15 protein-coding genes are annotated in these 13,808 nt (G+C 42.5%); 13 read left to right on the forward strand and 2 right to left on the reverse strand.

Annotated features, from left to right (window positions below):
* On the forward strand, positions 1-1,050 hold the full coding sequence (locus LCM10_RS00275) for a SepM family pheromone-processing serine protease (RefSeq protein ID WP_224873843.1): 1,050 nt from the start codon (positions 1-3) through the stop codon (positions 1,048-1,050).
* Between the two features lie 40 nt (positions 1,051-1,090).
* Here LCM10_RS00275 and LCM10_RS00280 read toward each other — a convergent pair whose 3' ends face one another.
* Positions 1,091-2,308 (reverse strand): nucleotidyltransferase, encoded by a 1,218-nt coding sequence (locus tag LCM10_RS00280; protein WP_224873844.1) that lies wholly within the window; start codon positions 2,306-2,308, stop codon positions 1,091-1,093.
* A 287-nt stretch (positions 2,309-2,595) separates the two neighbouring features.
* On the opposite strand from LCM10_RS00280, the gene LCM10_RS00285 reads away from it, so the two are divergent.
* The 4 genes from LCM10_RS00285 to LCM10_RS00300 all read left to right on the forward strand — a co-directional run bounded on the left by LCM10_RS00285 (position 2,596) and on the right by LCM10_RS00300 (position 4,966).
* The gene (locus LCM10_RS00285) at positions 2,596-3,138 is read left to right on the forward strand and encodes a YceD family protein (protein WP_224873845.1); all 543 of its coding nucleotides are present in this window, start codon (positions 2,596-2,598) and stop codon (positions 3,136-3,138) included.
* Between the two features lie 62 nt (positions 3,139-3,200).
* Positions 3,201-3,374: a 50S ribosomal protein L32 gene (gene rpmF, locus LCM10_RS00290; RefSeq protein WP_032088947.1), complete on the forward strand. Its 174-nt coding sequence runs from the start codon at positions 3,201-3,203 to the stop codon at positions 3,372-3,374.
* Positions 3,375-3,479: 105 nt separating this feature from the next.
* Positions 3,480-4,238 (forward strand): enoyl-CoA hydratase/isomerase family protein, encoded by a 759-nt coding sequence (locus LCM10_RS00295; RefSeq protein ID WP_224873846.1) that lies wholly within the window; start codon positions 3,480-3,482, stop codon positions 4,236-4,238.
* 104 nt (positions 4,239-4,342) lie between these two features.
* On the forward strand, positions 4,343-4,966 hold the full coding sequence (locus LCM10_RS00300; RefSeq protein WP_224873847.1) for an RsfA family transcriptional regulator: 624 nt from the start codon (positions 4,343-4,345) through the stop codon (positions 4,964-4,966).
* Between the two features lie 54 nt (positions 4,967-5,020).
* Here LCM10_RS00300 and LCM10_RS00305 read toward each other — a convergent pair whose 3' ends face one another.
* Positions 5,021-5,497: an N-acetyltransferase gene (locus LCM10_RS00305; RefSeq protein WP_224873848.1), complete on the reverse strand. Its 477-nt coding sequence runs from the start codon at positions 5,495-5,497 to the stop codon at positions 5,021-5,023.
* A gap of 306 nt (positions 5,498-5,803) precedes the next feature.
* On the opposite strand from LCM10_RS00305, the gene LCM10_RS00310 reads away from it, so the two are divergent.
* From LCM10_RS00310 to rsmH, 8 genes are all read left to right on the forward strand, one after another.
* Entirely contained in the window at positions 5,804-7,150 is a 1,347-nt protein-coding gene (locus LCM10_RS00310; protein ID WP_224873849.1) for an acetyl/propionyl/methylcrotonyl-CoA carboxylase subunit alpha, read from the forward strand.
* Between the two features lie 30 nt (positions 7,151-7,180).
* Positions 7,181-7,396 (forward strand): biotin/lipoyl-binding carrier protein, encoded by a 216-nt coding sequence (locus tag LCM10_RS00315; protein ID WP_224873850.1) that lies wholly within the window; start codon positions 7,181-7,183, stop codon positions 7,394-7,396.
* 41 nt (positions 7,397-7,437) lie between these two features.
* Positions 7,438-8,979, forward strand: coding sequence for an acyl-CoA carboxylase subunit beta (locus tag LCM10_RS00320; RefSeq protein ID WP_224873851.1), 1,542 nt, complete (start codon positions 7,438-7,440; stop codon positions 8,977-8,979).
* A 131-nt stretch (positions 8,980-9,110) separates the two neighbouring features.
* Positions 9,111-10,007 (forward strand): 2-dehydropantoate 2-reductase, encoded by an 897-nt coding sequence (locus LCM10_RS00325; protein ID WP_224873852.1) that lies wholly within the window; start codon positions 9,111-9,113, stop codon positions 10,005-10,007.
* Position 10,008: 1 nt separating this feature from the next.
* Entirely contained in the window at positions 10,009-10,395 is a 387-nt protein-coding gene (locus LCM10_RS00330) for a DUF3397 domain-containing protein (protein WP_224873853.1), read from the forward strand.
* Between the two features lie 95 nt (positions 10,396-10,490).
* Positions 10,491-12,110, forward strand: coding sequence for a bacillithiol biosynthesis cysteine-adding enzyme BshC (gene bshC, locus LCM10_RS00335; RefSeq protein ID WP_224873854.1), 1,620 nt, complete (start codon positions 10,491-10,493; stop codon positions 12,108-12,110).
* Positions 12,111-12,386: 276 nt separating this feature from the next.
* The gene (mraZ, locus tag LCM10_RS00340) at positions 12,387-12,818 is read left to right on the forward strand and encodes a division/cell wall cluster transcriptional repressor MraZ (protein WP_224873855.1); all 432 of its coding nucleotides are present in this window, start codon (positions 12,387-12,389) and stop codon (positions 12,816-12,818) included.
* Between the two features lie 37 nt (positions 12,819-12,855).
* On the forward strand, positions 12,856-13,791 hold the full coding sequence (gene rsmH / locus LCM10_RS00345; RefSeq protein ID WP_224873856.1) for a 16S rRNA (cytosine(1402)-N(4))-methyltransferase RsmH: 936 nt from the start codon (positions 12,856-12,858) through the stop codon (positions 13,789-13,791).
* Positions 13,792-13,808 lie beyond the last annotated feature (17 nt).

Below are 13,808 nucleotides of genomic sequence, written 5' to 3' on the forward strand. Positions count from 1 at the left end.
ATGAAAAATAAAACACTGATCAGGATCATGGTCGTAATGACCGTATTCATCGTTGCGACATCATTTTACTATTTACCCTACTATGTAACGAAGCCGGGCAGTGCACATGAGCTCGATCCGATCATCGAAGTGAAGGGGGGCTTCGAAGATCAAGGTGAATTCATGTTGACAACCGTCAGGATGGGGAGGGCGAATATTTATGCTTATCTCCTGGCAAGTCTTAAAAAGTATGAGTATATCTACCCTGTAGAAGAAATCAGGAACCCTCATGAGAGTGATGAGGAATATAATCTGAGACAATTGCAACTGATGGAGAATTCACAGAATCATGCCATTGAAGTAGCGTTCAAGGCAGCAAATAAACCGTTTGATTATAAGTATAATGGAATCTATGTCCTGAACGTTTATCCTTCCATGCCAGCTGCTGACATCCTTAAACCGGGTGACCGCGTAACAGAAATAGACGGTCAAGCCTTTGAATCTTCAGAGGAGTTCATTCAATATGTGGGCGGAAAGAACAAAGGTGATAATGTGACAGTCAAGTTTATACGGGATGGCAAAGAGAACGAAGAGACGATCCCCTTGGAGGAGTTTCCTGAGCTTCCAGGTAAGGTCGGACTAGGCATCTCCTTGAGTGATGATAAAGAAATCATCACGGATCCAGAAGTCACACTTGATACCGAAGAGATAGGGGGTCCATCTGCTGGTTTGATGTTCAGTCTGGAAATCTATAATCAACTGACGGAATCCGATCTGACAAAAGGTTACAGAATAGCAGGGACAGGAACCATATCTGAAGACGGCGAAGTTGGAAGGATCGGTGGAATTGAACAGAAGATCATTGCTGCTGATAAGGCGGGGGCCGAGTACTTCCTGGCTCCTGATGATAGCATTCCGGAAGAAGTAAAGAAAAAACATCCCGAACTTCAATCCAACTACTTAAGTGCAAAACAAACGGCAGAAGACATCGGAACCGATATGAAAGTGATACCGGTCAAGACATTTGAAGATGCCATGAAGTTCCTGCAGTCATTAGAAGACAAATCATAAATAAAGAGGCTGCCACAGGGCAGCCTCTTTATTTATGGATTCATTTAGATATGATGGGAGGCTGTGACCATTCCTGTTGAAGCAGCTGCTTTCTGGCTGAAGGCGATGGAAGGCCAAGCGAATAGACTTCAGAAGCTTTGATATCCAAAGAAATAGCTTGTTGATCCGCACTTGATAATTTACTGATGAGCGGAAGGTTCAACACTTTTTTCCTCGCGTTCAGGAACGCCTGTCCTTTTGGGTTCATCCCAAGCAGTCTTATGTAAGATGGTGTTGAGTGCTGTTTGATCATTTCCTCTTTTGTTGTATTTGTCAAGATATGCAAACACATCCGTTGCAGTCTTGTCCATGTATATCTCTTTGTTTTTAACATACCCATGAAATCGCTAAATGAAAGGGCAGCCTTCGCACTTTCAATCATCCTGTACTCAATTCCCTCCTCGATTTCGTAAATGTCCCGAAGTCTTGTAGGAGAGGATGATAGGATCTTATATTGCAACAATGCCCAATAATTTTCCCACCTATGATAATCTCCGAATGTTTCCTTGTAGTTTTCTAGGGTGCAAAGGGTAGAGTGCGGGATGTACTGATCGATGACCCCATCTTCCCTTTCTTGGCTGAATAGACTTTTTCGTATACTCGTAGCACTCGCGATGGATGGGGAAGAGAAGTGTTCATCATGATAGCCTGCAGATTCTCTTGAAATGGTATACGCATGTAAATCCGATGCGATATCATTTCGTGCCTCCACATAATGATAACCCAGGATATTGTTCGGTTTACTTAGGTCTATGAGTTCTTTGTCAGCTTGGAGGTCTTTGAATGCATGTGATAAGGCTGAAGGGTAGCTCATTCCTTCGTTCATATAGCGTTTGATCGAGTCATTATACTCACGGTTTTGTTGGCGGATCAGACTGACTGTATTCTCGAATGAAGAGATGTCCCCGTCTTCACTGCCGAAACAGAAGCTTTCGCAGCCTATCTCATTAAGCAGTGAGATCGCACCTCTAGCAAAGACTTCAGCGTGTTGTGTGGCAAAAGCATAAGGCAATTCAATGACCATATCAACTCCAGAAGACAATGCCATTTCGGTACGGGCCCACTTTGAGACAAGGGCTGGTTCTCCCCGTTGAAGGAAGTGTCCGCTCATACATGCTATGACGAGATCTGCCCCGGAGGTTTTTCTTGTTTCATTTAAATGATGTAAGTGTCCATTGTGGAAGGGATTGTATTCGACAACTACACCTGTTGCTTTCATCTATTATTCACTCCTTGTAAATGGTTTTGTAAGCCAAATTTGAATCCACTCATTTCATCGTTGGGATGATCATCTGAGATGGTTGGAATTTGGAACCATAAATGAATGGATCCTATTGAAATGATCACGATCTACTAGTATCATATCGGATATTAATAAATATTTGAAACAGATTATAAATAAGCGTTATAATTGCAACACTGGTATAGTGTGAAGTGTAAAGAAAAAATATTGACAAACGGTAATATCAAGTCTATAATTACCTTTGTTGCCTTGAGGTGATAGCATTGAAATGGTCAATTATACAATTACAGAAATTCAGGGATAAGGGACTCACGCTTGACGAAACGGTCACATTCGATGATCCAAAAGAAATTGACCCGCAAGTCAGGGAGGTATCCCCGATTCATGTTACAGGTAAAGTAGACATAGGTTCCAACCGTGTCACTTTTCACCTTCATGTAAAGGGAAAGCTTGTCTTACCTTGTTCCAGGACCCTAGTGGACGTGGACTTGCCAATCGATCTTAAAACGATTGAAACATTCCTACTTTCCGAGACTGAATATGATCAGTATGAAGAAGAGGAAATCCACCGGATCGACGGGGATGTAATTGATTTAAAACCAGTGATTAGAGAGTTGCTGTTACTTGAGATACCATTGCAGGTAATCAGTGATGAAGCGAGAGAACAAGATAAGCTTCCTTCCGGAAAGAATTGGGAAGTAATGACGGAAGAGCAAGCTTATGAAGTCGAAGAGGAAGAAGAAAAGAAAGTCGATCCTCGTCTCGCTGACTTGGCAAAGCTTCTTGATCAAAACAAGAACTCTTAAAAGCGAAGTACCAGTTCGTTCTGGCTTCATAATATTTTTATCTCTTTAAGGAGGTGGGAAGAATGGCAGTACCTTTTAGAAGAACATCTAAAACAGCAAAAAGACAACGTCGTACACACTTCAAACTACGTGTACCTGGTATGGTAGAATGCCCAAACTGTGGTGAAATGAAACTAGCACACCGTGTTTGCAAAGAGTGCGGAACGTATAAAGGTAAAGAAGTTGTAAATAAATAATTTACAGCAGTAAAAAAGCGTGAAGAGACCATGGCTCTTCACGCTTTTTTTGTATCCATTTATATGAAAAGCATTTAAACTATACGTAAAGGAGGGGAATGAAGGTTGGAAGAATACATTGTACATAACGATCAACATGGTGTGTTGCATTTTATCATCAATCGTCCCGAAAAGAGGAATGCCATCAATTACAACATCATGGATGGACTTGAAAAAATACTGACGGAGTGTGAGACAAATCCGGCAATCAAAGCAATGACGATAACGGGCAATGGGGATCATGCCTTCTGTTCAGGTGGGGACCTATCAACGTTTCATGGGCTCAAGACAGCGGATGAAAGTTATGCGATGCTTAGAAGGATGGGAGATCTCTTATTGAGGCTTGCCTTCTTGAAGAAACCTACTTTTGCATTCATCAATGGTACGGCAATCGGAGGTGGGTGCGAAATTGCAGCTGCTTGTGACTTCAGGATCGGAAAAAAAGGTGTGAACATGGGCTTTGTTCAAGCCAATCTAGCCATAACCACCGGTTGGGGAGGGGGAACATTGCTGCATCAAAGAATATCTTCCCCGAAAGCGATGGACCTTCTTATGACGGCACGCATGAACGATACAGTAACGCTATTTCAAATGGGCTTCCTGAACGAATTATTAGAAGAGTTTGAAGGTATCCATGATAGCCACCTATTAAAGGATATTTCCTCAAAGGGGAATGGTGTCCTCCGAGCGTATAAAAATCAAATGTTGAGAAGATGGGATCGAACGAAGCTAGAGGAGGAAATCGAGGAAGAGATCCGGAGATGTTCGATCCTATGGGCGCAAGATGAGCATCATGAGGCAGTTGAACGTTTCCTATCCAAGTAGACCGATCTAGCCAACACGTCCATGCAAGGTGATTCGATGTCCTGATTCTATCTTCCCTATTAACTGCATATGCATAATTAAATGGATATACAGGAGGGATGAAAATGTCTTCAAATAGACAGGATGCATGGAGTCAGGATGAGGATGTCATACTCGCAGAAGTTGTATTGCGACATATCCGCGAAGGGGGTACGCAGCTCAAGGCCTTTGAAGAAGTGGGAAGAAAATTATCAAGGACTTCGGCTGCCTGCGGATTCAGGTGGAACTCGTTTGTGCGTAAACAATATAAGTCAGGAATCGAATTAGCGAAAAAACAAAGAAAACAATCAAAAAAACATTCATCGTTCGTCAAAAAGCTGCCTAAGGAAGACAATCCGGAAGTGCTCCCTGGAAATGTAGAGATGGAACAGCGTGTAGATCCAACATTTTCAATGGGAAGTATCATTCAGTATTTACAAAAAGCAGAGGTCGCTGTCAGAAATGAAGAATTGACGAAAGTGGAAAATGGAAAGTTAAAAGAACGAATCTCTCAATTGTCCAAAGAGTTGGAACGATGTGAAGCCCGTTTAACGGAATATAAAAGTAAGTACGAGTTACTTGAGGATGACCATAAGGCTCTTCTGACCATTTTTGAGAAAGCCAGAAGAATGGCCGTGCTTCAAGATAATGATGAAAAAGTAAAATTTCAGATGGATAAAAACGGGAATTTACAGAGGGTCATTAAGTAGAATAGCGTGGAAAAAGGCAGGCTTCATTACTGATGGCCTGCCTTTCGTTATGGGTTAGCTGCTTTTTTGTTCTTTAACGCCTGCAGGGTACCATACCATTGGGTTTTCGCTTAAATCACGTTCTACATCATAAGTGACTGCCTCGAAGCCCATTTTCTCCCAGAATCCCTGGGACTTGATACGGGAATTCGTCTTGATCGGAAGCCCGGACTTCTTAGCAAATTCAACAAGTGATTTTCCATATCCTTTTCCTTGGTATTTCGGGAGTACTTCCAATTTCCAAAGTTCCATATAGTTCTGCGGAGGATCAAAGTACTGATCGAATCTCGCTTCACGTTGATACAAGCTCATCCTTGCGACTAGAGTATCACCGAAATAGATGCCATAAAAAGGCGATTCACTGTCATTCTCAATGATATTGGCTTGCAAATCTTCTAGCATGGACAATTCTTGCACACCATATTCTTTGAATTTCTTAAACTCTTCAAGGGTTTTATAATTTACTTTCAATTTTTCTACTTTTACTGCCATTTTTCTACCTCCTGCGATTGCTTCATCATGCGTGTTCATGTAAGCGATATCATAAGTTCTTGTATTCTATAGGTTCTGTTAAATAATATAATTGAATTTTGCCGGCTCCAGCTGTTGCACGGTAATCAACAGCGGTGTTTAACAGTCCCTACGTATAAAAAATAAAGATTTATTATCATTATATAACAAATAAACAAAAAATTCTGCACTCAATTAAGAAAACGTTTACAATATAAAGAAGGAATTCTTCGATTTTTGTAGAAATCCTTATATGAATTGCAGTTTTTCACAGAAAGGAGAGGGAAGATGCAAAAAGTCTTAATTGCAAACAGGGGAGAAATTGCTTCGAGGATCATAAAGACATGTAAACAATTAAACATTCAAACAGTGGCAGTATACTCTGATGCGGATCAGGATATGCCCTTTGTGAAAGAAGCTGATGTAGCTTATCGGATCGGTGAACCGCCGGTCAACAAGTCTTATTTAGTAATAGATTCAATTCTTGAGGTTGCAAAAAAAGAAAAGGTAGACGCGATTCATCCAGGCTACGGTTTACTATCTGAAAATGGTGAGTTTGCCAGGAGGGTATCGGAAGATGGTATCACCTTCATCGGGCCATCCCATGAAACCATCCAGAAGATGGGGGATAAGGTAGAAGCAAGGAAAGTGATGAAAGAGGCAAACGTGCCGGTTGTTCCCGGAAGTGAAGGCGGCATCGCCACAATTGAATCTGCAATTGTCCTTGCTGAGGAAATTGGGTACCCTGTCATGCTCAAAGCGAGCGGCGGGGGAGGCGGAATCGGTATGATTCGCTGTGAAAATGAGCAAGCGCTCGTTCAAAGCTTTGATTCAACAAAAAACCGTGCCAAAGCTTATTTTGGCAAGGATGAGGTATTCCTCGAAAAATGTGTTGAAAATGCGCGACATGTGGAAATTCAGATCTTTGGTGATGAACACGGGAACATTGTTCATTTGTTCGAACGGAATTGTTCCGTACAGAGGCGTAACCAAAAAGTGATTGAAGAGTCTCCGTCACCGGCATTATCAAATGAAACGAGAACGTCGATGTATGAAGCAGCGGTAAAAGCTGGTAGAGCGGTCGATTACACGAACGCGGGCACGGTTGAATTCATCGTGGATGAGCAGGAGAATTTCTACTTCCTTGAGATGAATACGAGATTACAGGTTGAGCACCCTGTGACAGAAAGTGTCACTGGACTTGATCTTGTGAAATGGCAACTAATGGTCGCTGAAGGAAAGCCATTGCCGTTAATGCAAGAAGAGATTGTATCGAATGGTCACGCAATCGAATTCAGGGTCTATGCTGAAGATCCGAAGACCTTCTATCCGTCTCCTGGCGTCATCAGTTCACTGAACTGGGGAGAGAGTGAAGGTGTACGGATCGATGCGGGATATATAGAAGGAAATAAAGTGACGCCGTTTTATGATCCGATGATTTCCAAATGCGTCGTGTATGGTAAAGATCGTTCAGAGGCCATTGAGAAGGCAGAATCATTCTTCTCAGGTGTCGTAATCGAAGGGTTGAAAACGAATGTGCCACTCTTTAAAGAAGTGATTAAGCAAAAGGAATTCGTTGAGGGAACTTATACAACAAAATGGTTACAGGAGTACTTGACTGCAAACCGGACATAAATTAATGATTGAAAATTGGAGGAATGAAAGATGAAAGAAATTACAGCAGCTATGGCAGGGACAGTATTGAATGTTTTAGTCGAACAAGGGGCCAGTGTCTCGCAGGGTGAAACGGTATTGATGCTCGAATCAATGAAGATGGAGATTCCTGTTGAATCGGAAGTTGAAGGAAAGGTATCCGAAGTGAAAGTAAGCGTAGGGGACTTTGTAAACGAAGGGGATGTTCTTCTGGTTCTTGAAGGGTAAGTTCTCATTCATTGTTACATAATTAACAAAGGGGGATTCGTATGACTGTTTCAAAGACATTGACGGATACACTAAATGAGGCAAGAGAGAGGATTACAGCAGGTGGTCAGCCGAAATATCATGAAAAACTAAAAGAACAGAATAAGATGTTCGTCCGCGATCGCCTGCAGCAATTATTCGATCACGGAGACTATCAAGAAGATGGAATGTTTGCGAATAACAAAGCGGACAGCCTGCCTGCAGATGGAGTGGTGACCGCCATCGGAAAAGTGGGTGGACAGACTGTATGTGTCATGGCGAATGATTCTACCGTAAAAGCTGGATCGTGGGGAGCTCGTACAGTCGAGAAAATCATCCGTATCCAAGAAACTGCATTGAAGCTGCAGGTCCCGATATTCTATCTGGTGGATTCTGCAGGTGCCCGAATTACCGATCAGCTTGAAATGTTTCCTAACCGCCGCGGTGCGGGCAAGATCTTTCACAATCAGGTGAAAATGTCAGGGATGGTCCCTCAGATTTGCGTCTTATTCGGCCCTTCTGCAGCAGGTGGTGCCTATATTCCGGCTTTCTGTGATATTGTCATCATGGTGGATGGAAATGCATCGATGTATCTTGGTTCACCACGTATGGCCGAAAAGGTAATCGGGGAGAAGGTCACACTTGAAGAAATGGGTGGGGCAAGGATGCACTGCTCGGTAAGCGGCTGTGGTGATCTGCTTGCGTCATCTGAAACAGAAGCGATTGAAGAGGCGAAACGGTACCTGAGTTACTTTCCTGCAAATTATAAAGAAAGGCCTTCTGTCAAAGAAGGGTTGGCTCCGAAGTCTGAAAAGCTTCTTGAAGATCTCATCCCTAAACATCAGAATGCACCGTTCGATATGTACGAAGGAATTAATGCGCTGATTGATGAAGGCAGCTTTTTTGAAATGAAAAAACTGTTTGCGCCTGAGCTTATAACTGGATTTGCCCGAATGGACGGAAAAGTCGTGGGCATCATCGCCAACCAGCCGAAGGTTAAAGGAGGAGTCTTATTTCACGACTCTGCAGACAAGGGTGCTAAATTCATCCAACTCTGTGATGCATTCCATATCCCGTTGCTATTCCTTGCCGATGTTCCCGGCTTTATGATTGGTACTAAGGTCGAAAGGGCAGGAATCATTCGTCATGGTGCGAAATTGATTGCAGCAATGAGTTCGGCGACTGTTCCAAAAATTTCGGTCATTGTAAGAAAAGCGTACGGAGCAGGATTATATGCCATGGCAGGCCCAGCTTTCGATCCGGATGTATGCATCGCCCTTCCAACAGCTCAAATTGCCGTCATGGGACCTGAAGCTGCGGTGAATGCAGTTTATTCGAATAAGATCCAAGCGATTGAAGATCCGAAGGAAAAAATAAAATATGTTCAGGAGAAACAACAGGAATACAAAGAACATATCGATATCTATAAGCTTGCTTCAGAATTGATCGTTGACGAAATCACCGCTCCAAATGAGCTTCGTTCTGTCTTGATCGAGCGATTTAAGCTATATGAAACAAAAGAAGTTCAGTTCAGTGACAGGAAGCACCCTGTATATCCAGTATAAAGACATGGAGAAGATGACTTGAACCCGATTGCATTCGGGTTCAAGTCATTTTTTTGTGCAGTTTTCTAATAGGGAAAAATTTGCTAAACTATGATTAATAAGTGCTAAAAGACGTATATGTAGGTGAGGAAATGAAAATTGGCATTATCGGGGGAGGGGCGATTGGGCTGCTTTTCTCTTCCTATCTAAGTGAGAAATTCGAAGTGACCACTCTTGTCAGGAGACAGGAACAAGCCGACCAGATCAATTCGAATGGTGTCACCCTTAAAAAGGACGGTCGTTCAGCCACTGTTGCTTCCAAAAGTGAAGTCCTTGCCAAGAGCAAGATGGACTTTCATTTAATCATTGTTGCGGTCAAAGAGTATGACCTTGATCATGTAATGGACATCCTACTAAAATCAGACTGCCGGATCCCTCTCTTATTCTTACAGAATGGCATAGGTCATATCGGCCGTGTGAAAAATCTCCCTCATCTCACGCTCCTTGCGGGTTCGGTTGAACATGGCGCACTGAAAGATTCCGATCATTCGGTGAACCATTTAGGACTTGGTAGGACAAATCTCTCAATAATTAGAGGTGAATGGGGTGTAGTAGAAGAATTACTAGTAGAACACATAAAGAACTTTCCCTTCCAGATTCAAGATGATTACGAGGAAATGCTGCTGAAGAAGTTGTATGTGAATGTACTGATCAACCCTCTCACCGCCATTGCGGGAGTTCGAAATGGAAGACTCCCTGACAATCCTCATTTTCAGTACCTACAACAACAATTATTTGAAGAACTTCATATTCTCTACCCTCAGATGAGGGGCCGTATACACTTTCAGCAGATCGTGGACATATGCCACAGAACTGCTGAAAATCGTTCATCCATGCTGAAGGACATAGAAGAAAACAGAAAGACAGAGGTTGAGACCATTTTAGGCGCCATATTAGTCAAGGCGCAACAGGAAAACCATTTTGTACCCATCATGAGAACACTTTACGAACTTGTCAAAGGAATCGAAAGAGAAGGTCAGGGGGATTAAAATGGCTTCAATATTTTCAACTGTCATTGCCATATTTGTCATTATACCGTTTTTGGGGTATTTCATCAGTTTTGTCATTGCCAAGGAAGTAATGAAGAACCACCGAAGTGCAGTCCACTTAGCTATTGATGTGACAACTTTTTTATTAATGGTTTCAGTTCATTTTATCGTCATTGCCATTTGGGGCACATCGTATTTATGGGTGATTCTCCTATGCATTGCTTGCGTCGGCATGATTTTTGCAGTGATTTACTGGAAAGCAAAGGGTGAGATTCACTTTCCAAAGATTCTGCGGGGCGTTTGGAGGATAAACTTTCTATTGTTTGTCACTGCTTACATAACATTGATGATAACGGGGTTGATCCTCAGGATCTTGGAACTGAGTTAGGGTGCGAAGTTCAGGCAGTTTTTTTCCTTTTGCATGAATGAAATGTTATACTCATCGGTAGGAAATAATGAGCCAGTAAAGGAGTAGTAATTCATATGGAATTGGAGAATCTGAACATTCCGGCCATCAACCAGTTTGCTTCACTATATATAAGTCAAAAAGAACCGGTGACTTCTTTTTTTCATTATAATATCAATCGCCCAGATGTCTTTGAAAGAAGACTGGAAGATCTGACATTCCGTGATTTTCCCCGCGAAGAACTCACAGAATGTATTGCTTCCTATATGAATGGCCTTCCTAAGGGAGACAAAGTGGAAGAATCATTACACAAATTGAGAGGCGGTGCGGTAACCGTTGTCGCTGGTCAGCAGGCAGGTTTATTGACTGGCCCTCTATATACGATACATAAAATCATTTCAATCATTAAGCTCGCACGTCAGCAAGAAGAAGCGCTGAACCATCCCGTAGTACCTGTCTTCTGGATTGCCGGGGAAGATCATGATTACCAGGAAGTGAATCATATCTTCTTGGAAAATAATGGGAGAATGGAGAAAATCGGTTATCCAGAAAGGGTGATCGAAAAGAAGATGACTTCGGACATCCCGTTTGATAAAGCCGTGATGAAGGGCTGGATCAATGATATTTTACAAACGCTTGGTGAAACTGAACATACGAACGATTTACTCTTCCATTTGAATAAGATGGTTGACGAGGAGGATGACATCGTCAGGTTTTTTGCCCATTTCGTCATGCATCTGTTTAAAGATACCGGTTTATTGGTGGTCGATTCGGCATATCCGCCATTAAGGAAGTTAGAAAAGTCAAGGTTCCACAATTTGATTGAAAATAGCGAACACATCACCAACGCCGTTCTCCAGCAGCAGGAAGAAATAAGGAATCATGGCTTCTCCACACAACTTGAACTTACAAAGCAGGCTGCGAACATTTTCGTCAGCTTGAAAGATGAGCGCGAACTATTGGAACGAGAAGGGACAATGTTCAAGGCGAAAAGTTCGGGAGAAGCATTCTCATCGGAAGAACTATTGATGGTGCTTGAACAGAAACCCGAAGCTTTCAGCAATAATGTCGTAACAAGACCGATGATGCAAGAGTGGCTCTTTCCGACCCTTGCGTTCATAGGCGGCCCTGGTGAGATTGCTTACTGGGGTGAGCTGAAGAAAGCCTTTGAACATGTCGGATTGAATATCCCGCCTGTTGTGCCGAGACTGAATATCACATTGGTTGAGCGGGAAGTGGGAAAGAAATTGGAACATCTTGATCTTTCTCTACTAGGCGTCCTGATGGAAGGAGTCTCCATCCAAAGGGAAAGGTACTGGAATTCGATCAAGGTGCCTTCTCTTGAGGATAACATCGACCAATTGGAACAATTACTCAAAGAAAGATATGTCAGCATCCGAAATAGTGCCGAGGAAATCGGTGGTGGCTTGAATCAAATCATCGATAAAAATCTGTCCATTCATCTTCAGCAGTTCGAATTCTTGAGAAACAGGGCGGATAAAGCCCTTAAGGCCAGACATGACAAGACATTCTCGGATTTCACTAAAGTGGAAAATAGTCTCATCCCTAATGGGGGGCCGCAAGAAAGAACATGGAACGCTCTTTATTTCTTGAATAAATATGGGGTTGGCTTCATTCATGATTTACTTTCCCTCCCGATGGAATTTGACGGAACACATAAAGCTGTTTACGTTTAAAAAATAGACATCGGACATTTTCAGTGGATTGGTGGGAGATCGTAATCCAAGCCATGATTCATGTCCAATAAAAAAGGACTTCTTTCGTACTAAAAGACGAAAGAAGTCCTTTTTATGTGTATTAAAGACAAATTTCTTGCGATTTTACTGTCGGGAATCGGAGGAAAAAGACTAGAGAAAATTAAAGGAAATATTTTATAAAAAGAGAATTTAGAAAACAGTGGAGAAAAGTGGGGGGTTGTGGTACATTTGTGATAGAAAGTGGGGGCAGTGCATATGTTCATGGGCGAATATCAACATAACATTGATAATAAAGGCCGTTTGATTGTGCCTGCCAAGTTCCGCGATTCCCTAGGAGAGTCATTTGTCATCACCCGTGGTTTGGACCAGTGTCTATTCGGTTATCCCATGGAAGAATGGCGGACGCTTGAGGAAAAGTTAAAAGGACTGCCACTTACAAAGAAAGATGCCCGAGCCTTTACGCGCTTCTTCTTTTCTGGAGCAACAGAGAGTGAACTTGACAAGACAGGGAGGATCAACATTCCTGCTACACTTGTCAGCTATGCAAAGTTGGATAAAGAGTGCATCATCCTGGGAGTTTCCAATCGGATTGAGATTTGGAGCAAGGCTTTATGGGAAGACTACTTCACAGAGTCTGAAGATTCTTTTGCAGAAATTGCCGAGAATATGATAGGATTTGATATTTAACAGCTCAATAACGTTCGATTGGAAAGGTGACGTCAACATGTTTAAACATACAACAGTATTATTGAAAGAAACGGTCGATGGACTGAACATCAAAGAAGATGGGGTTTATGTGGATTGTACACTTGGTGGTGCAGGACACAGTGAGTATTTACTGAGTCAATTGTCTGATGAGGGGCATCTTTATTGCTTCGATCAGGATGAAACAGCCATACTCAACGCCAAGGAAAAACTATCATCCCACGAAGGTAAGGTTACATTCGTTCAATCAAATTTCCGGAATCTGAGAGAAGAGCTGGCAGACCTCGGGGTACATAGTGTCGATGGTATTCTATATGATCTTGGGGTATCATCCCCACAGCTTGATACACCAGAGAGAGGGTTCAGCTATCATCATGATGCCCCTTTGGATATGAGGATGGATCTTGATGCCGAAATCTCTGCTTATGATGTGGTGAATCACTGGTCCTTCGAGGATCTTGTCCGCATCTTTTATCGCTACGGGGAAGAAAAATTCTCGAAGCAAATCGCAAGGAAGATTGAAGCGGCGCGCGAAGAGAAACCGATTGAAACCACTGGGGAATTAGTGGAATTGATCAAGGAAGGGATACCTGCTCCAGCCCGGAGAAAAGGTGGACACCCTGCAAAAAGGGTTTTCCAAGCGATTCGGATAGCCGTGAATGATGAACTGGGCGCATTCGAAGACTCTCTTGAGCAAGCAATAGAGATACTTGCAAAAGGAGGAAGGGTAAGTGTAATCACTTTCCATTCCTTGGAAGACCGGATGTGTAAGACCATGTTCAAAGAAAAAGCCTCGGGACCAGATTTACCGCCTGGGCTGCCGATCATTCCAAAAGAATATGAACCCATCCTTAAGCTTGTTACGAGAAAGCCGATATTACCGAGTGAGGAAGAATTGGCGGAAAATAATAGAGCAAGGTCTGCAAAGCTAAGAATTGCAGAAAAAAATAAATAAAAAGGGAAATGGGAGGG

Source organism: Rossellomorea aquimaris (assembly GCF_020171925.1).
Taxonomy (GTDB): domain Bacteria; phylum Bacillota; class Bacilli; order Bacillales; family Bacillaceae_B; genus Rossellomorea; species Rossellomorea aquimaris_F.

Coding starts and splice junctions, on each gene's coding strand:
- LCM10_RS00275 (WP_224873843.1), top strand. CDS start 1: ATGAAAAATAAAACACTGATCAGGATCATGGTCGTAATGACCGTATTC.
- LCM10_RS00280 (WP_224873844.1), bottom strand. CDS start 2,308: ATGAAAGCAACAGGTGTAGTTGTCGAATACAATCCCTTCCACAATGGA.
- rpmF (WP_032088947.1), top strand. CDS start 3,201: ATGGCAGTACCTTTTAGAAGAACATCTAAAACAGCAAAAAGACAACGT.
- LCM10_RS00300 (WP_224873847.1), top strand. CDS start 4,343: ATGTCTTCAAATAGACAGGATGCATGGAGTCAGGATGAGGATGTCATA.
- LCM10_RS00305 (WP_224873848.1), bottom strand. CDS start 5,497: ATGGCAGTAAAAGTAGAAAAATTGAAAGTAAATTATAAAACCCTTGAA.
- LCM10_RS00310 (WP_224873849.1), top strand. CDS start 5,804: ATGCAAAAAGTCTTAATTGCAAACAGGGGAGAAATTGCTTCGAGGATC.
- LCM10_RS00315 (WP_224873850.1), top strand. CDS start 7,181: ATGAAAGAAATTACAGCAGCTATGGCAGGGACAGTATTGAATGTTTTA.
- LCM10_RS00320 (WP_224873851.1), top strand. CDS start 7,438: ATGACTGTTTCAAAGACATTGACGGATACACTAAATGAGGCAAGAGAG.
- LCM10_RS00325 (WP_224873852.1), top strand. CDS start 9,111: ATGAAAATTGGCATTATCGGGGGAGGGGCGATTGGGCTGCTTTTCTCT.
- LCM10_RS00330 (WP_224873853.1), top strand. CDS start 10,009: ATGGCTTCAATATTTTCAACTGTCATTGCCATATTTGTCATTATACCG.
- bshC (WP_224873854.1), top strand. CDS start 10,491: ATGGAATTGGAGAATCTGAACATTCCGGCCATCAACCAGTTTGCTTCA.
- mraZ (WP_224873855.1), top strand. CDS start 12,387: ATGTTCATGGGCGAATATCAACATAACATTGATAATAAAGGCCGTTTG.
- rsmH (WP_224873856.1), top strand. CDS start 12,856: ATGTTTAAACATACAACAGTATTATTGAAAGAAACGGTCGATGGACTG.